Annotated in this window: 30 protein-coding genes; 27 read left to right on the top strand and 3 right to left on the bottom strand. The window is 37.7% G+C overall.

The window, feature by feature from the left end; all coding sequences use genetic code 11:
* The first annotated feature begins 24 nt into the window (after window positions 1–24).
* From BN988_RS07795 to sufB, 7 genes are all read left to right on the top strand, one after another.
* Window positions 25–855, top strand: coding sequence for a MetQ/NlpA family ABC transporter substrate-binding protein (locus BN988_RS07795; RefSeq protein ID WP_036574856.1), 831 nt, complete (start codon window positions 25–27; stop codon window positions 853–855).
* A gap of 209 nt (window positions 856–1,064) precedes the next feature.
* Window positions 1,065–1,226 (top strand): hypothetical protein, encoded by a 162-nt coding sequence (locus tag BN988_RS19075; RefSeq protein WP_182858757.1) that lies wholly within the window; start codon window positions 1,065–1,067, stop codon window positions 1,224–1,226.
* A gap of 255 nt (window positions 1,227–1,481) precedes the next feature.
* The gene (gene sufC, locus BN988_RS07785; RefSeq protein ID WP_036574850.1) at window positions 1,482–2,267 is read left to right on the top strand and encodes a Fe-S cluster assembly ATPase SufC; all 786 of its coding nucleotides are present in this window, start codon (window positions 1,482–1,484) and stop codon (window positions 2,265–2,267) included.
* A 17-nt stretch (window positions 2,268–2,284) separates the two neighbouring features.
* Window positions 2,285–3,592: a Fe-S cluster assembly protein SufD gene (gene sufD, locus BN988_RS07780; RefSeq protein ID WP_036574847.1), complete on the top strand. Its 1,308-nt coding sequence runs from the start codon at window positions 2,285–2,287 to the stop codon at window positions 3,590–3,592.
* Window positions 3,592–4,812 carry a cysteine desulfurase gene (locus tag BN988_RS07775; protein ID WP_036574845.1) on the top strand — a complete coding sequence of 407 codons (1,221 nt, stop codon included), beginning with the start codon at window positions 3,592–3,594 and terminating at the stop codon, window positions 4,810–4,812. Before sufD ends, BN988_RS07775 begins: the two co-directional genes overlap by 1 nt.
* Window positions 4,802–5,236, top strand: a complete 435-nt coding sequence (sufU, locus tag BN988_RS07770) for a Fe-S cluster assembly sulfur transfer protein SufU (RefSeq protein WP_036574842.1) — start codon at window positions 4,802–4,804, stop codon at window positions 5,234–5,236. The genes BN988_RS07775 and sufU overlap by 11 nt, the downstream gene beginning before the upstream one ends.
* Window positions 5,237–5,282: 46 nt before the next feature.
* Complete coding sequence (sufB, locus tag BN988_RS07765; protein ID WP_036574839.1) at window positions 5,283–6,680, top strand: Fe-S cluster assembly protein SufB; 1,398 nt, start codon at window positions 5,283–5,285, stop codon at window positions 6,678–6,680.
* A 66-nt stretch (window positions 6,681–6,746) separates the two neighbouring features.
* On the opposite strand, the gene BN988_RS07760 is transcribed toward sufB, so the two are convergent.
* Genes BN988_RS07760 through BN988_RS07750 form a run of 3 tightly spaced genes read right to left on the bottom strand, consistent with a single transcriptional unit; the run spans window position 6,747 to window position 8,710 of the window.
* The gene (locus tag BN988_RS07760; protein WP_036574836.1) at window positions 6,747–7,793 is read right to left on the bottom strand and encodes a site-specific integrase; all 1,047 of its coding nucleotides are present in this window, start codon (window positions 7,791–7,793) and stop codon (window positions 6,747–6,749) included.
* Window positions 7,794–7,832: 39 nt separating this feature from the next.
* Entirely contained in the window at window positions 7,833–8,306 is a 474-nt protein-coding gene (locus BN988_RS07755) for an ImmA/IrrE family metallo-endopeptidase (RefSeq protein ID WP_036574834.1), read from the bottom strand.
* 20 nt (window positions 8,307–8,326) lie between these two features.
* Window positions 8,327–8,710 (bottom strand): helix-turn-helix domain-containing protein, encoded by a 384-nt coding sequence (locus tag BN988_RS07750; protein WP_036574831.1) that lies wholly within the window; start codon window positions 8,708–8,710, stop codon window positions 8,327–8,329.
* Between the two features lie 193 nt (window positions 8,711–8,903).
* Here BN988_RS07750 and BN988_RS07745 point away from each other — a divergent pair, with 193 nt between their 5' ends.
* The 20 genes from BN988_RS07745 (at window position 8,904) to BN988_RS07650 (ending at window position 16,969) form a co-directional block, all read left to right on the top strand.
* Window positions 8,904–9,128 carry a DUF739 family protein gene (locus BN988_RS07745; RefSeq protein WP_036574828.1) on the top strand — a complete coding sequence of 75 codons (225 nt, stop codon included), beginning with the start codon at window positions 8,904–8,906 and terminating at the stop codon, window positions 9,126–9,128.
* 20 nt (window positions 9,129–9,148) lie between these two features.
* The gene (locus tag BN988_RS07740) at window positions 9,149–9,355 is read left to right on the top strand and encodes a hypothetical protein (protein ID WP_036574826.1); all 207 of its coding nucleotides are present in this window, start codon (window positions 9,149–9,151) and stop codon (window positions 9,353–9,355) included.
* Window positions 9,352–9,573: a hypothetical protein gene (locus BN988_RS07735; protein WP_036574822.1), complete on the top strand. Its 222-nt coding sequence runs from the start codon at window positions 9,352–9,354 to the stop codon at window positions 9,571–9,573. Before BN988_RS07740 ends, BN988_RS07735 begins: the two co-directional genes overlap by 4 nt.
* A complete protein-coding gene (locus BN988_RS07730; RefSeq protein WP_036574819.1) occupies window positions 9,573–9,839 on the top strand; it encodes a hypothetical protein in 267 nt (88 codons plus the stop codon). Before BN988_RS07735 ends, BN988_RS07730 begins: the two co-directional genes overlap by 1 nt.
* A 136-nt stretch (window positions 9,840–9,975) precedes the next feature.
* Window positions 9,976–10,206 (top strand): hypothetical protein, encoded by a 231-nt coding sequence (locus tag BN988_RS07725; RefSeq protein ID WP_036574817.1) that lies wholly within the window; start codon window positions 9,976–9,978, stop codon window positions 10,204–10,206.
* A 4-nt stretch (window positions 10,207–10,210) separates the two neighbouring features.
* Window positions 10,211–10,405 carry a hypothetical protein gene (locus BN988_RS07720; RefSeq protein WP_036574814.1) on the top strand — a complete coding sequence of 65 codons (195 nt, stop codon included), beginning with the start codon at window positions 10,211–10,213 and terminating at the stop codon, window positions 10,403–10,405.
* Between the two features lie 356 nt (window positions 10,406–10,761).
* Complete coding sequence (locus tag BN988_RS07715) at window positions 10,762–11,421, top strand: Rha family transcriptional regulator (protein WP_036574811.1); 660 nt, start codon at window positions 10,762–10,764, stop codon at window positions 11,419–11,421.
* A gap of 100 nt (window positions 11,422–11,521) precedes the next feature.
* A complete protein-coding gene (locus BN988_RS07710; protein WP_036574810.1) occupies window positions 11,522–12,250 on the top strand; it encodes a conserved phage C-terminal domain-containing protein in 729 nt (242 codons plus the stop codon).
* 13 nt (window positions 12,251–12,263) lie between these two features.
* Complete coding sequence (locus BN988_RS07705; protein WP_036574807.1) at window positions 12,264–12,752, top strand: hypothetical protein; 489 nt, start codon at window positions 12,264–12,266, stop codon at window positions 12,750–12,752.
* A 5-nt stretch (window positions 12,753–12,757) separates the two neighbouring features.
* Window positions 12,758–13,624 (top strand): AAA family ATPase, encoded by an 867-nt coding sequence (locus tag BN988_RS07700; protein ID WP_036574803.1) that lies wholly within the window; start codon window positions 12,758–12,760, stop codon window positions 13,622–13,624.
* 50 nt (window positions 13,625–13,674) lie between these two features.
* Window positions 13,675–14,055, top strand: coding sequence for a hypothetical protein (locus tag BN988_RS18325; RefSeq protein WP_051557740.1), 381 nt, complete (start codon window positions 13,675–13,677; stop codon window positions 14,053–14,055).
* Window positions 14,048–14,227 carry a hypothetical protein gene (locus BN988_RS07690; protein ID WP_036574801.1) on the top strand — a complete coding sequence of 60 codons (180 nt, stop codon included), beginning with the start codon at window positions 14,048–14,050 and terminating at the stop codon, window positions 14,225–14,227. The genes BN988_RS18325 and BN988_RS07690 overlap by 8 nt, the downstream gene beginning before the upstream one ends.
* Window positions 14,224–14,505: a hypothetical protein gene (locus BN988_RS07685; protein WP_036574799.1), complete on the top strand. Its 282-nt coding sequence runs from the start codon at window positions 14,224–14,226 to the stop codon at window positions 14,503–14,505. The genes BN988_RS07690 and BN988_RS07685 overlap by 4 nt, the downstream gene beginning before the upstream one ends.
* Window positions 14,502–14,729, top strand: a complete 228-nt coding sequence (locus BN988_RS07680; RefSeq protein WP_036574797.1) for a hypothetical protein — start codon at window positions 14,502–14,504, stop codon at window positions 14,727–14,729. The genes BN988_RS07685 and BN988_RS07680 overlap by 4 nt, the downstream gene beginning before the upstream one ends.
* Window positions 14,730–14,755: 26 nt before the next feature.
* A complete protein-coding gene (locus tag BN988_RS07675) occupies window positions 14,756–15,076 on the top strand; it encodes a MazG-like family protein (protein ID WP_036574795.1) in 321 nt (106 codons plus the stop codon).
* The gene (locus BN988_RS07670) at window positions 15,073–15,375 is read left to right on the top strand and encodes a hypothetical protein (RefSeq protein ID WP_036574793.1); all 303 of its coding nucleotides are present in this window, start codon (window positions 15,073–15,075) and stop codon (window positions 15,373–15,375) included. Before BN988_RS07675 ends, BN988_RS07670 begins: the two co-directional genes overlap by 4 nt.
* Before the next feature lie 11 nt (window positions 15,376–15,386).
* Window positions 15,387–15,599: a hypothetical protein gene (locus BN988_RS07665; protein WP_036574791.1), complete on the top strand. Its 213-nt coding sequence runs from the start codon at window positions 15,387–15,389 to the stop codon at window positions 15,597–15,599.
* Between the two features lie 109 nt (window positions 15,600–15,708).
* Entirely contained in the window at window positions 15,709–15,891 is a 183-nt protein-coding gene (locus BN988_RS07660; RefSeq protein WP_036574788.1) for a hypothetical protein, read from the top strand.
* A gap of 89 nt (window positions 15,892–15,980) precedes the next feature.
* Window positions 15,981–16,430: an ArpU family phage packaging/lysis transcriptional regulator gene (locus BN988_RS07655; protein WP_036574785.1), complete on the top strand. Its 450-nt coding sequence runs from the start codon at window positions 15,981–15,983 to the stop codon at window positions 16,428–16,430.
* Complete coding sequence (locus BN988_RS07650; protein ID WP_036574783.1) at window positions 16,427–16,969, top strand: site-specific integrase; 543 nt, start codon at window positions 16,427–16,429, stop codon at window positions 16,967–16,969. The genes BN988_RS07655 and BN988_RS07650 overlap by 4 nt, the downstream gene beginning before the upstream one ends.
* Window positions 16,970–16,990 lie beyond the last annotated feature (21 nt).

Here is a 16,990-nt window from a genome sequence, read left to right as displayed (position 1 = left end):
AACAGAAGAAGGAGTTAATTAAAAATGAAAAAAATTCTAATCCTAGTATCATTATTGGCTGTTCTTGCGTTAGCCGCTTGTGGCGGAGGGGATGAGTCTTCATCTGAAGGTGATAACAATACAATTAAGGTAGGTGCTTCTAGTATTCCGCATGCTGAGATCTTGGAAGAAGCAAAGCCACTACTTGAAGAGGAAGGCATCACATTAGAGGTAGAACCATACGAAGACTATGTTCTTCCAAACGATGATTTAGCAAATGGCGAAATTGATGCAAATTACTTTCAACATATTCCATACTTAGAGCAAACCATCGCTGATACTGGATATGAGTTAACGGAAATTGGTGGTATTCATATCGAGCCAATTGGTGTTTATTCCAAAGATATTCCGAGTGTAGATGATATCCCGGAAGGCACTGAAGTTATAATGAGTAATTCCGTACCTGACCATGGACGAATTCTTTCATTGTTTGAAGCAAAAGGATTAATTACCCTTGATGAAAATGTGGACAAAGAAACGGCAACAGTAGATGATATTGTGGAGAATCCTAAGAAGCTTGAATTCTCACCAGATTATAACGCAGAGTTACTTCCAGAATACTATAATTCAGAAGAAAATGTACTTGTTGTCATTAACACGAACTTTGCTATTCAAGCGGGTCTAAATCCACTTGATGATTCGCTTTTTGTGGAAGGTGAAGAATCTCCTTATGTAAATGTCATTGCGGTAAGGGAAGAGGATAAGGACAACGAAGCACTAAATAAGCTTGTTGATGTACTTCATTCAGAAGAGATACAGAACTATATATTGGAAGAATATGAAGGTGCCGTTGTCCCAGTGGGCGGAAAAGAATAAAAAAATACAAATCTTGAGGATGTGCGTGTAAACAGCAGTTATCTAAAAGAACTTTTGGAAGGGCATAGTAGAATTTCTCAAATGAACAAATATAGAAGTAAAACCCTCAAAAGGGGTTTATAACTGAATTGTTCAGGGTACCGTATTGTGATACATTTATTCATGTACACAAAACGAAAGGATGGTTCACTATTAATAGTGGAATAAGCATGAACTATACTCCAGAAATGGAAAAGGGCATGCAACAAGCACATAAAGTGCCTTACGCTGAGTATGAGAGAAAATTGGAAACTCGTCTAGAAGTAGAGAAAAGCCGTCAAAAGGAATATGAAAAAAGCAAAGCGCTCATAAATAATTTGGATAAAATGTAGAAGGATTAGACCCTCATGAAAATGAGGGTCTATTTTTGTAAAGATGCAGAATCTCCAATGATTTGACGTTATTCCAAGTAGACTTGCAATCAGCCATTTTTGTGTATTAAAATGAGTGAGAAAAGTTATGGACTGGATAACTTAAAAAAGTTGATAATAAATTTGAAATGCTTTAAGATTGTAATGAGAATAAATTGAGAATGGATATTGAATCCGTTTGAAAATAAGAAAAAAATAGTAGTTGGAGGTATCGTTATGGCTGGATCTACGTTAGAAATCAAGAATCTTCATGTATCAATTGAAGGCAAAGAGATATTAAAGGGTGTTGACCTTACTATAAAAGGTGGAGAATTCCACGCAGTGATGGGACCAAACGGAACAGGTAAATCGACATTGGCATCAGCTGTTATGGGACATCCTAAGTATGAAGTGACAGAAGGAAGCATCTTGCTTGATGGTGAAGATGTATTAGAAATGGAAGTAGATGAACGTGCACGTGCAGGTCTTTTCCTTGCAATGCAGTACCCAAGTGAAATCAGTGGTGTAACAACTTCAGATTTCCTGCGCTCTTCTATGAACGCACGTCGTGAAGAAGGAGATGAAGTTTCTTTAATGAAATTTATTAAAGAAATGGATAGTGCCCTTGATTATCTTGAAATTGATAAAAACATGGCACAGCGTTATCTAAATGAAGGATTCTCAGGTGGAGAGAAAAAGCGTAACGAAATCCTTCAATTAATGCTACTAAAACCAGAAATTGCTATTTTGGATGAAATTGACTCAGGTTTAGATATTGATGCACTTAAGATCGTATCCAAAGGAATTAACAAGCTTCGTGATGAAAACTTTGGTTGCCTGATTATTACGCATTACCAACGCTTGTTGAACTACATTACACCAGACCATGTACACGTTATGATGCAAGGCCGTGTTGTTAAATCCGGTGGACCTGAACTAGCGCAACGCTTAGAAGCAGAAGGTTACGAATGGATTAAAGAAGAACTTGGTATCGAAGACGAAACAGTTGGTCAAAACGCGTAATAGTTAGGAGGGATACTATGTCTGTTGAAACAAAGCTGCCATATGACAAAGAATATATTAATCAGTTTTCTAAGGATAACAATGAACCGGAATGGATGAATTCTCTACGTCTTCAAGCTTTAGGGCAAATTGAGACGCTTGAATTGCCAAAACCTGATAAAACAAAAATCGGTAAGTGGAATTTCAGTCGTTTCAAGCACTTAGCAGAAGGTGAAAAAATTTCATCCTTAAAAGAATTGCCTGAAGCATTAGAAGGCTTTTTAGATGAAGAGAATATTCCGGAGAATCTTTTAATACAGCGAAATCACTCAGTTGCTTATGCAACACTGAGTGAAGAATTAAAGGAACAGGGTGTCATCTTTACAGATATTTTTACAGCTCTTCAAGAACATGAAGATCTTGTAAGAAGGTATTACATGAAGGACGCTGTTTCGGTTGATGAACATCGTTTAACAGCACTACATGCTGCATTAATGAATGGTGGAATTTTCGTTTACGTTCCTAAAAACGTAGAAGTAAAAGTACCACTACAAGTTATCTTCTGGCAAGAGGATCCAGAAGCAGCATTGTTTAATCATGTGCTGGTCGTTGCCGATGAAAACAGTTCACTAACTTATGTAGAAAACTACATTTCTTATAATGAAACAGAAGAAACACTAGCAAATGTTGTAACAGAGGTTATTGCTCAAAATAATGCGAAGATCTCTTTTGGAGCAGTAGACAACTTTGCAGCAGGAACTACTGTATATAACAACCGTCGTGGTGTTGCTTACCGTGACGCAACGATTGATTGGGCCCTTGGCCAGATGAATGATGGAAATACAGTGTCTGAAAACATCACGCACCTTGTTGGAGATAATTCACTATCCAATGCGAAGACAGTTTCTGTTGGACGCGGAAAACAAACACAGAATTTCACAGCGAAGATTGTGCATTTCGGTAAAAACTCTGAAGGCTATATTCTACAGCATGGTGTTATGAAGGATAGTGCTACTTCCATCTTTAACGGAATTGGAAAAATTGAACACGGTGCTTCTAAGTCGAATGCGGAGCAAGAGTCTCGCGTATTAATGTTAAGTGAAAAAGCTCGTGGAGATGCGAATCCAATTTTGCTAATTGATGAAGATGATGTAACAGCAGGTCATGCTGCATCTGTTGGTCGTGTTGATCCATTACAATTGTATTATCTTATGAGCCGTGGTATTACCCAGGCTGAAGCAGAACGTCTTGTTATTCATGGCTTCTTAGCGCCTGTTGTAAACCAGTTGCCAATTGAATCTGTTAAAAATCAATTGACTGAGGTTATTGAAAGGAAGGTATACTAATGGATCTACATGCCATTAGGCAGGAATTCCCGATTTTAGATCAGGAAGTGAATGGCCACCCATTAGTTTACTTGGATTCTTCTGCTACCTCTCAAAAACCCAAAAGTGTGATAGAAGCATTAGATACGTATTATAGGCAAGATAACTCTAATGTCCATCGTGGTGTTCATACATTGGGTACACGGGCTACTGATAAGTACGAAGGCGCTAGAGAGAAAGTACGTAAGTTTATTAACGCTGAAACTACGAAGCAGGTCATTTTCACACGTGGAACGACTACTGCAATTAATACCGTAGCATATAGTTATGGACGGGCAAACTTATCAGAGGGTGATGAGATCGTGATCACCCCTATGGAACATCACAGTAATATTATTCCATGGCAGCAAGCAGCCAAAGCTACTGGAGCAACGTTGAAATATATACCACTCCAGTCGGACGGGACGATAAGTTTGGAAGATGCAGCTAACACGATCACGGCTAACACCAAGATCGTAGCAATAAGTCATGTGTCCAATGTATTAGGTACCGTTAATCCCATAAAGCAAATAGCTGAACTTGCCCATAAGCATAATGCTGTTATTGTTGTAGATGGCGCTCAAGGTGCGCCACATATGCAGATTGACGTACAGGACTTAAACTGCGATTTCTATGCTTTCTCTGGCCACAAGATGTGTGCTCCAACTGGTATCGGTGTATTATACGGAAGAAAAACCCTGCTAGAAAACATGGAGCCATTTGAGTTTGGTGGAGAAATGATTGACTTTGTTAACCTTTATGACTCCACTTGGAAAGAACTTCCTTGGAAGTTCGAAGGTGGTACGCCAATTATTGCTGGTGCAATTGGGCTTGGAGCAGCAATTGATTTTCTCAATGAAGTTGGCATGGACAATATTACCGAACATGAACAAAAAATCGTGAGCTATGCAATGGAGAAGCTTCGCAGTATGGATGGAATCACTATATTCGGTCCAGAAAAACGAGCAGGATTAATTACCTTCAACTTGGATGATGTACATCCACATGACACAGCGACTGTTCTTGATGCGGAAGGAATTGCTGTAAGAGCAGGCCATCATTGTGCACAGCCATTGATGAGATGGCTTGAAGTAACGGCAACTGCCAGAGCCAGCTTTTATTTATACAACACAGAAGAGGACGTTGATCGTTTGGTCGATGGACTTTTAAAAACGAAGGAGTATTTTGGTGATGTCTTCTAATAACCTTGATACACTATACAGACAGGTCATCATGGATCATTATAAAAACCCTCGTAATAAAGGAAATATTGAAGGGGATGTACTAACGGTTGATATGAATAACCCTACCTGTGGCGATCGTATTCAGTTACAAATGCAGGTGGAAAATGGTGTTGTAAAAGATGCCAAATTCGATGGGGAAGGTTGTTCTATCAGTATGGCTTCTGCCTCCATGATGACACAAGCAATAAAGGGAAAAGAAATATCGGATGCTCTAAAGCTTTCCAAGCTTTTCTCCAACATGATGCTTGGAGAAGACTTGGATGCCGAAGACTTAGATTTCGGTGACATGGAAGCATTACAGGGAGTTGCAAAATTCCCTGCAAGAATTAAATGTGCCACTTTACCATGGAAAGCAATGGAAAAAGGTGTAAATGACGAGTGAAAATAGAAAATTTTGATGGGAAAGACATCTAATAGGAGGTTATAAAATGGCTAAAGAAATGCCGGAAATGGAAGAGTATAAATATGGCTTTCATGACAAAGACGTTTCGGTTTTCCGTTCTGGAAAAGGACTGACCCGTGAAATCGTGGAAGAAATCTCCAACATGAAAGAAGAGCCTCAGTGGATGCTTGACTACCGCTTAAAGGCGTTAGAGCATTTTTACAAAATGCCAATGCCGCAGTGGGGCGGGGATTTGTCAGAACTTAACTTTGATGAAATTGTTTACTATGTAAAGCCTTCAGAAAGACAAGGTAGAACATGGGATGAAGTACCAGAAGAAATCAAGCAAACTTTTGATAAATTAGGTATTCCTGAAGCAGAACAAAAGTACCTTGCTGGAGTTTCTGCACAGTACGAATCAGAGGTAGTGTACCACAGCCTTAAAGAAGATCTTGAAGAAATGGGTATCGTGTTTAAAGATACAGATACAGCACTTAAAGAAAATGAAGATCTTTTCAAAGAATACTTCGGGAAGGTAATCCCGGCAACGGATAATAAATTCGCTGCGTTGAATTCGGCTGTATGGTCTGGAGGATCTTTCATTTATGTACCAAAAGGTGTACAGACAAGCACGCCATTGCAAGCATATTTCCGAATTAATTCAGAGAATATGGGGCAATTTGAACGTACGCTGATCATCGTTGACGAAGGGGCTTCTGTGCATTATGTTGAAGGTTGTACTGCGCCTGTTTATACAACAAACTCCTTGCACAGTGCAGTAGTTGAAATCTTCGTCAAAAAAGATGGGTACTGCCGTTATACAACGATTCAGAACTGGGCAAACAATGTCTATAACCTTGTAACGAAGCGTGCTACTTGTGGTGCGAATGCTACAATGGAATGGATTGATGGAAACATTGGTTCTAAGCTGACAATGAAATACCCAGCAGTTCTCTTAACAGGTGAAGGGGCAAGAGGTATGACGTTATCCATCGCTATAGCTGGTAAAGGTCAGCACCAGGATGCTGGTGCAAAAATGCATCACCTGGCACCAAACACGTCATCATCGATTGTATCGAAATCTATTTCCAAACATGGTGGGAAAGTATCTTATCGCGGTATTGTACACTTTGGACGTAAGGCATCTGGTGCCCGCTCCAACATTGAGTGTGATACCTTAATTATGGATAACGAATCCACTTCGGATACAATTCCATACAATGAAATTAATAATGATAACATCTCACTTGAGCATGAAGCGAAGGTTTCTAAAGTTTCCGAAGAGCAACTGTTCTACCTAATGAGCAGAGGCTTGAGTGAGGAAGAAGCTACTGAGATGATCGTAATGGGCTTCATCGAGCCATTTACAAAAGAACTACCAATGGAATACGCAGTAGAAATGAACCGTCTAATCAAGTTTGAGATGGAAGGTTCAATCGGATAATTAAAATACGGTAAAATCAATAATTTGAGCATGAGGGATAAGCAAATGATAACGGCTATGATAACGTTAGTCGTTTAGGAAGCTTATTGCCTCGTGCTTTTTCTCTTTATAGAGGTGGCCGTATGTGTTAATCGTTTCCTGAACGTTATCATGTCTCATTAAAGATTTGAGTACAAAAATGTCCACTTTTCTATTTGCTAAGAAAGAAGCGTAACTATGTCTGAGATCATGAGGCCTGTATTCAGAAAACACCTTTTTGAATGCCACATGAAATGCTTTATAAGACGTCGGAACCATTCCCCCGAAAATATAATAAGATTCTTTAAATCCGTACATTTCCGTTTGTTGCTTTGACTTTATTTCTTCTAACATCCCTACTAGAAAATCTGCTAGCGGAACAACATCGGCACTTGCTTCCGTTTTAGGAGGCCCTAACTCTTTACTATCATAATCGTAAGTTTTGTTTATATCTGCTTCTTTTAATTCGAAGTCAATATCTTGCCATTGTAAGGCTATAGCTTCACCTATACGTAATCCAGTGTAAAACATGAATATACACATATTTTTAAAAACTTCATTATCCATTGTTTGCACACGTTTATCAAATTCTTGGCGCCTAATATAGCTATGTTTTTTCTTTACTCGCTTTATTGCTGGAACTGCTTTTGCGGGATCTTTGGGTAACTCAAAGTACTTTATAGCATGATTGATAACTACTTTGAAACCTGAGAAGACTGTTCTAGCTGTTTCATTTGATTTTAGGTTATCCAACAAGTACTGCTTAAACTCTAGACATTGTTGGGTAGTGATGGCGTGTATTTTTATATTTCCTAATTTATCTTTCATATGTTTGTTATACTCGTTGATTCTTCGTCTCTTAGTTTTTGGTTTTAACTCAGTGTGTTCAATGTTGTGATAAAATACTTCTTCAAATGTCATATCCTCTGGAGCGCCATGTTTTTTAACTCGAACTCGAAACTCAGCCTCGGCATCTTTTGCGTCTCTTTCTCTTCTAAATCCCCTTACCATTTTTTGTTTTGATTTACCGTAGATGTTTTTATACCAAGCAATGAAATAGTATGTTCCTCTTTGTTCATCTTTGTATACTGGCATAATTAAACTCCTTTTACGAACTTATGTTCTGTTAATGGATTAAAAAAATTTATCGAACCACTTTATTACACCTAATGGTTCAAAGCATATTGTATATTTTTCATTGTAACTAACTGTGACTCCGTATTTTTCTTTGTATCTTTTTAGTGCGAATTCTAAAAACTCCTCTGTTACCCCCATATACTCGGCAAATTCAAATTTGTTACGTATATGCTCTTCATGAGCCTCAATAATTTTAGAAAGAGGCATTATTCGTTCATACGCCCAGGACCGAGCTCTAGCTTCTTGCTTCCTGTTAATAATATTTTTTTGGTCAAGAATGTCACCTGTTGAAGTATGATAATGGCCTAATTCTTCCGCAAGAATACAATACTTATTAGCAGAAGAAGGCAAGAGTTTATTTATCCAAATAACATTGTCGCCGTAGAACCCTTGAATTTTACCTTTCAACGGTTCTTCGTATACAGAGACCCCAAAATGATCAGCTTCTTTTAGTAGAAATTCGTAATTCATAAGCACCGCCCCCCTGTTAGCTATTTGTTTCTCTTGTTTTTAATGAATTCTTTAAAACGTTCAATTTCTTCTAATTCTTCTTCTGTCCAATCCTCACCATCATGATGGGCAGCATAGGTCGGCGCATTCTCACGTACTTCACGTAGCCTTTCATCGATGGATATCCTCTCTCTATCAATGTCGTAACCCATAAGCCAAGCTTCACTTACATCTAACGCTTCAGCTAATATGTATAATTTTTCTTGCCTGGGTTCGGTTTTGCCATTTACGTATTGACTTAGATCGGTTTTAGATATTTTAACTCCGTCTTTAAAGTATTTTTCAGCTAGGTTAAGTATATCTACTTGTTTTAAATTCCTTTCACTCATTATTTGTTTTAACCGTGCACCAGTCGTTACTTTCATCAATTTTACCTCCTGCCAGCGGCATGAATTATTTTTTTAGTGTTCTCATAAGTTGGTTCAATTATATAGGAAATTGAACTTTTGTTCAACAGTTTAATTCAATTTTTTTGAACTTTTATATTGACGAGTCAAAATAGAGGTGGTAAGATAAATTCAAGTTCAATAGATTTGAACTAGATTAGGAGGTGAATATATGACTTTCGACTATTCTAGTCTGAATGGGAGGATAATTGAAAAGTTCGGTAGCCAATATAACTTTGCTAGAGAGATGGGGCTCTCTGAGCGTTCAATTTCTCTAAAACTAAACGGGAAAGTAGGATGGAAACAAGCCGAGATAGCCAAAGCGGTCTCAATCCTTGGCATAGAAACTGCTGACATTCCACGTTATTTTTTTAACCTTCAAGTTCAAAATAATTGAACTAAAGAAAGGAGAACTCAATGAGTAACACAAGACATTTTTATGATGCAAAAGACGTCTCCTTGATTCTAGGGGTATCTGAAAGAACAGCATACTACCGCATTCAAGAAATGAATAAGGAATTAAAATCCAAAGGTTATTATGCAGAACAAGGAAAAATTCCAAAACTTTATTTCCATGAGAAGTATCCTTTCATCCCGAAATCAGAGGAGGCTATATCGAAATGACAGGAAACGATCATCACCATCTGCATCTCATGCGGAAACGGTTTGAGGACATTAAGGAATCAGGGTTTCAAACATTGCGTCTTGGTTTGTTGAAAGAGGATCTGGAAGAAGTATTCGAAATACCAACCAAGATTACGCCTGATTGGACAGCTAGGAATCGGCCGGTAGCCAAATTGTACTTGCAAGTAAATAAACATTTGGAGGAGGCGGTTAGGTAATGGCTAAAATTGTGGACCCAAACATATTTAAAGAAGCAGATCGACCTAAAGCTGAAGAGAATTTAAACCAGTTTGAGAATAGCTTACAACCTGTTTTTAAAAGTGTTACAGAAGCAAACTTCTCTCAAGCAGCAACTAGTTTACGTAATGCAGCCAATTATATGGACAATCTAGCAAGCTTGCAAAATGAAAAAGCAATGCTTGATGAAGCAGCGGAACTACTTAAAAAGATTAATGCAGAAGAAGCAAGGCGGAACTGGTTTTGAGGAAGTGGATGATTGAGTACTTCATGGGTGAACCGGAGGAAATTAGCCTTAGGCATGAAATACTGTTTTACCTAACAATGGGCAGTCCGTTTCTGTTGTTAGCTACAGTGATTTTAATTTGAAGGGGGCTAAACAAATGGCGTCAAATAACAAGTTACCAGTAGCAAAGCATTTAAATGATGCCGAGTACAAAATGTTGCTTAACGCTTATTCAAAACATAATCGATCAATGGGCCTGGAAGCAAGAAAGCAATTTAGCCTGAGTGATATTACAAAAGTAAAACGCAATATCGCAGAACGTTGCTTTGAAGTTCATTACAGCAATGGCGAATGGTTTAAGTATTATACCAATGGGACTTGGGGGTGAACGTATGCCAGATAAGCAATGTGAACACAAATTTAAGCACATTAGTAGTAGCAGAGAAGAAGGTGTCCGACCGTCTTTTGGAATGAGTCCAGCGCGAGATTGGAAAAGAACGGACCATTTCTACTGTGAAAAATGTTTGAAGATGGATAAAGTAACACAAACCGAAGACGGGTGGAAAAAGAAACCGGATTGGTTTTAAGGAGGTGATCAAAATTGAACACGAAGTACTCGGCAAAAGATTTCACTATGAATCTAGCAGGCACCATAGTTTTAATTTTAATCGTTTCATGGATTCTATCCTAAAGAAAAAAGCAGTCAGCTGCAACTGACTACTCTAGAAAAACAAATTTATCTGCCTTTATTATAAGGTACTCGGGAGGAAATGGCAATTACATGCAGTCAAAGACTAGAGTAATACTTCCAGAATGGATTTGGGATCTAGCCGAGGATGAAGCGCACCTACAAGAACTTGTTTCGATTTACTTGGCTCGGTATCCAGGATATGAACCTTCCGAGATCGGAAAATTTTATGCTATATGCGAAAGGGGTTTGTAAATGAGTAGAGACTTAGTATTCGTAAAGGAAAAGGAAGTAGTAACTGACAGCCTTACTATTGCGGAAGTATTCGAAAAAGACCACAAACATGTATTAAGAGACATTAAAGAATTGGAGTGTAGTGAGGAATTTTCACGGACCAATTTTGGACTGTCAAATTATGAAGTACGTGGCAAAGAATATCCTATGTATTACATTACGCAAGATGGCTTCTCTTTCTTAGTTATGGGCTACACAGGAAAAAGAGCTGCAGAATTTAAAGAAAAATACATCATAGAGTTCAGACGTATGCAAAAGAAGATGAACGAACCTAGAGTATTATCAGAAAAAGAGCAGTTAATAGCATCTATGGAATTGTCTTTGAAGTCATCTAAAGAGATTACGGAGGTAAAAGAGAAGGTTACTAGCTTAGAAGAAAGGTTTGACAATGAATTAACGTTAAATCATGGACAAGCAACATCTATCAATCACTCAATAAAAAGAAGGATCGAGCGCTTATATGAATCAGGAGTAAAAGGTGCACTGGAAACTAAACGGCAAATGTATTCGCATATCCATAGCCATTTAAGAAGAGCCTTCCAAGCTCCAACATATCGAGAAATAAAGCGACAGGATTTCAATGAAGCTATCGCATGGATTGAAGCATGGAGACCAATGTAAAAGGGTGGTGTTCCAGCACCATTCCTTTTTAAAACATTGTTAATACAGTATATCAGATTTGGACAAGAATATACCAATTAAATATCAAGAAGGTGAATTAATGAGTAACTATGCAGCGATAAGAGAAGTTTTGAATAGGATTAGCGGGCAACGAAACACATTCACGGTACCGAAAATTTATGTAGAATTCACAGGTGATTTAACAACTGCAATCCTTTTAAACCAGATTGTTTTCTTGTCGGATAAGTCGAAGCGAAAAGATGGTTATTTTTATAAAACATACAAGGAATGGGAAGAAGAAATCTGCTTATCAGAACGACAAGTGAGATATTCCGTCAACAAACTAAGGAATATAGGGTTAGTCGAAACAAAGTTAATGAAAGCCAATGGATCTCCCACAGTTCATTACAAATTAGATTATAACAAATTAGTAGAATCCATTCTTACATTTTGTCAGATTCCAAACTTACAAAGTGTCGGAAATCAATCAGACAATTTGTTGGAAACTTTAACAGAGATTACTACAGAGACTACAACAGAGATCACTACAACAATACCTTATGTCGAGATAATAAATTATCTCAACCATGCCACTGGAAAAAACTATCGATCATCCACTTCTAAGAATAAAACACTGATTAAAGCAAGATGGAATGACGGTTTCACTGAGGAAGATTTCAAAAAGGTAATTGACACTAAAGTCGCTGAATGGAAAAACAACTCTGATATGAGCAAGTATCTCCGGCCAGAGACATTGTTCGGTACGAAATTCGAGAGTTATCTAAATCAGCAAGCTCAGACAACTGATGAATATGACAATTTGTTTTAAAGGAGAATGTGATATGCCTAATTGGGCTGAAGGTGTGTTAAAAATCAGAGGTACTAGACAAGATATAAAAAAGTTTTTAATGGAAGGGTTAAGTCCACTAAATCCATTTGGTGGAATTGCTATGTTAATGGGAAAAGAAACGGACCCTCCCGAAGTACAACTTAAAGAAGATGAATGGGATTTAAACATGAGTGCTCCGCATGGTTTCTATATCGAAGGAACAAGACGGGCATTCATTGAAGGCGGGATCACCTGGGATTTCGATGATAAGCACATTGAGATATTAACAATTGAAGATTTCAAACAAGCTTGGGCAGTAATAACGGAAAACTTTGTAGATATATCAGAAAAATTCAACCTCGATATTAAAATATACGCATTTGAATATGGCATGGAGTTCAACCAAGATATTGAAATTCATAAAGGAAAAGTTATTCGGGATAATGAAATAACGTTTGATGACTATCAGTGGGAATGCTTATATCCAAATTTAGGTGGATGATAAAAATGAAATCAATTAAAGATTTAGACATACTGAAACATGCCGGAATAAAACAGGTTGGCAACCGTACTTGTGAAGAATGTGGAAATGATGTGCCTATCTACGAACGTAATGGAGAGCGATACAGCGTTTGTCTAAATTGTGATACTAGTAATCTAGCAAAGCAACAAACGGATGGATATGAGCCGCCAAAAAGGAGAGAACTACGAAGAAAGTCGAAGGCCATTGAATATATTCCAAATGAATTAAAAGAGGTTACATTCAATGATTATGTTCCTAAAAAAGGCAAAGATAAACAAGGTCAAATGTATACCCAAACCGAGGCGCTGAATTATACTTTGGAGATTCTGAAAGGGAAGCACCAGTCGCTTCTCTTTCAAGGGAATCCAGGTACAGGGAAATCTCACTTATTCCGATGCGCTGCTAGAGAATTTGAAAAGCAGAAAACCATCATCGCTGAGCGAAATTGGAGAGGAGAAGAATTCGAATATGAGGTTTATAAAATTGTTCTATACGCAAAGATCCCTGAGTTATTAAAAAGCATACAGAACACGTACAAAGGTAATTCAAAGTTAACTGAGGATATCATACTCGATACACTGGCTGAAGTAGATGTGCTAATTCTGGATGAGATAGCAGGAGAACGTTCCAAAAATGAAAATGGTTTCGAGTCTTGGTCAAGTGATATTCTTTACCAAATATTAGACCACAGGCAAGGAAAGACCAATCTTTATAACTTGAACTATACAGCTGCAGAAGTAATCGCTAAATATGGAAAAGTGCAAGGTAAACGGATTTTAGGCAGAATGGCCAACAAAGCAACGGTATTGAATGTGATTGGTCCAGATCATCGTATGAAAGGACTTGTATAAACATGCTTGTAATGGTTCAACCACTACAAAAATGCCCAGGAGGGATTCAAATGTTGAGCATCTACAAAGCGAAACTAACTACAAAAAATAAAAGTGATGACCAAATAAAAAGAAGGTTTGACATGAAAGTTTCACAAAACGAAATTGATAATTTTAGAAACGCTTTAAATTCAGTTAACGGACTAGTAATCTCGGTAGCACCTAGTTTGTTTAGTGAAGGGTCATACGTTGTCGCTGGTTGGAAAAATGAAGATGATCATCTAATGCGGGATTTTATATACGCCATGGAGCAAGACCCTTATTTTGGAAGTTATATCGGCGATAGAGAAGTATTCTTAAAGGATTGGAAAAACAATGAATATGAACCTATGGGAGCTTTTAGCTTTGAAAAAGATGACATCGAATTGTTAGAGAAGATAACTAATGTGTAGAACATGTAACGGAACAGGCGGAATAAACAAGGAGCATAGCTGGGGGATTCAGTTCACTCCTTGTCCAAATAGAGCTTGTAGACGTGATGGAAATGAGGTCATTGATGAAGCTGTCAGTATCTTGGAAGAGAAGCTTAGAGAAATGGAGGAGAAGAGGAGGATCAGCGCATGATAACACTAATTGGTGAAGGTAAGCCATTAGAAAGGTCAAAGGACAGAGAAGTTGGTGAAGGATTAGTTAGATTACTGGACGATATGGAAAAGTTTATCACCAAAGAAGTTCTGGAAGAAATCACAGGATTTTACAACCAAGGCAACAAAATTGTAGATATAGCAGCAACATTCCGGATGGATCCTGACTTTGTATTTATAGCATTATTCCACCAAGCAAGGAATGGAAATGTTATATGGCCTTTCGCTTACCGTATCTCTTCAGAGGTGACAGAATGAATCAATTAAACATTTATGATCACATCGGTATTCAAAGTGATCCACTCATGCAAAAGCTGGAACAGTTGGAACGTGGGAAGTCGGTTGCTCTGGAAGACATGAAAGTGTTCCTTAACCATTCGGGCCTTTATGAAATCTCCACAGAAGAAACGCATGATTGCTGCAGGGACCTTAAACGTTGTTATGACTATGTGAATAATTATTTGAAAAGTCGGACCGATTAAAACACGAACCAAATGGAGGTTAAACAATGAAACTACCAGAACTAGTCGGAAATGTAGAACAATGGAGCGCTAACAAAGGATTGCATGAAGCAGATAGTAGCAAGCAATTTTTAAAGGTAACAGAAGAAGTGGGAGAAGTTGCAGCAGCACTAGCCAGGAATGATGCTTTTGCTCTAAAAGATGGGATTGGTGATGTGATTGTAACGCTGATTATCTTAGGTCAGCAGAATGAACTGACATTAGAAGAATGCTTGCATGCTGCATACAAGGAGATATCAGACCGCAAAGGCAAGATGGTAAACGGAGTATTCGTGAAGGAAGCTGAACTAAAGGAGGATGTAAAATGAAAGTATTTAAAATGAATGATTTGGACCATGTTGCTGCAGAGTCAGAGAAGCAAGCAAAGGACTTTTACAAAGATCTATGTGGTTATAACGATGAAGAAATTGAAGAAGATTTTCTAGGTGAGGTAAGTCTGCAAAATGAAATGTTGATTGATTTAGACGATCTAACTGATGAAGAGAGAAAAACAAGGCAAAAGTTGAAAGCGGTCGGCGATCAAATTTATGTTTATAAAACATTTAAATGGGTTTTGAATAACGATGAACGGAAGCAACCATTTGTCATATGTTCTACTGAGTATTAAGAGGTCTAACGATGAGTGAGTACATTGTTTATTCCACTCATATGAAGACTGTTAAGGGAGAATTCCCTGAAATCATTAGACAATATATTGCTTCTGATTCTGCAATAGGTGTACATTACACGGTCACGAAAGATAAAGTTAATGCTTATATATTTGATGATTCTGAATTGAGCGATGCTCAATTCATCTCAGATTGCTGGAATATGAAAATTGAGGAGGTCTAAGAGGGGTGAGGGGATGAATAAATGTGGTGCTGAATCTAGAAGAAAAAGCAGTAGCTTATGTCAGCAATGCTTTTCTAAAGAATTAAAGAAATTATAGGGGGAACGAATAATGCCAGACAACAAAAAGCAAATAGAACTAAGCTCATATAAAGATGGCGTATACGTAATGGCCAGCGGAAACTTTTTAAAAATCAAAAGTCCTAATTCGGGATTTGGAGAAACCAAAATAGTCTGGAAGGATAATAAAATCATAAATGCAATTCCATCTGAAATTATTAGTCTTAGAAAATAAATAAACAATGTCACGACCGACGAACGGAGGACATCATTCAAGCTAAAGCTTGTTTGGTGTCCTTTTTTTATATTGAGGGAGGGGTCAAAATGCAGTTAGCATTTAATTTACCAAAGATTGATCGTGAGGAAACGCGAAATGTTGTTGAAAAAGCATTAGAGGATTACAGAATGTATTTGCTTATGGATCCAGAGGACAATGAGCCAATAGTTACTGCTGCATTTAAGTTGGTACCATCTGGCCCTAGCAATCAATTTCATTCATCAACCGAAGATGCTGCCATTCGAAAGATAGATCAAGAGAATAAACGAAAAGCCTATGTCAGCAAGATTCAAAAGGCTGTTAATCGCCTTGCCTTCCAAGAGCGTTCTATTATCATCAATCGGTATTTAAAAGATGAGGAAGTCTTTGACTATGAGGTGTATAACGAACTTGGTTATAGCGAGCGCAAATATTACCGACTTAAGGCAAGAGCCTTTTATAAGCTGGCCTTCATTCTACGTATAGAGGTTTATGTGGAAGAAGGTGAGGTCAGTTGAACTTTGTCCAACCGATAAGGGATCCAGAAGTAATAAGAGAGGTTAAACGATACCTCAAGGAGCAAAATGAAAGGAATTACATGTTGTTTGTTACAGGGATTAATTCAGGCTTAAGAATATCCGATATTCTCCCTCTAAGAGTATCGGATGCTAAGAAATCCTATTTTAAAATTACGGAAATTAAAACAAAGAAAGATAAATACTTAGACATGACACCTCAGCTACAAAAAGAATTCAAGAAGTATATTGAGGGCAAAGAAGACCATGAATTTCTTTTCAAAAGTAGAGAAGGTATAAATAAACCAATAGGTAGGAGCATGGCTTATAAGATATTACGTAATGCTGCCAGCCATGTGAATTTAATAGATATAGGGACTCACACGTTAAGAAAAACATTTGGATACCATTTATATAAACAAACAGGCGATGTCGCCTTATTACAAAAGATACTAAATCATTCAGACCCAGCATTTACATTAAGGTATATAGGTATTGATCAAGATGCTATGAACAAAGCAATAAAAGAATTTAAAATATAAGCTCTTCCATAAAAGGAGGGC

The organism is Oceanobacillus picturae (assembly GCF_000612865.1).
In the GTDB taxonomy this organism is placed as follows: Bacteria; Bacillota; Bacilli; order Bacillales; family Amphibacillaceae; genus Oceanobacillus_B; species Oceanobacillus_B jordanicus.
The sequence above is the reverse complement of the archived record's forward strand: the minus strand, read 5'-3'. Positions and strand labels throughout refer to the sequence as shown.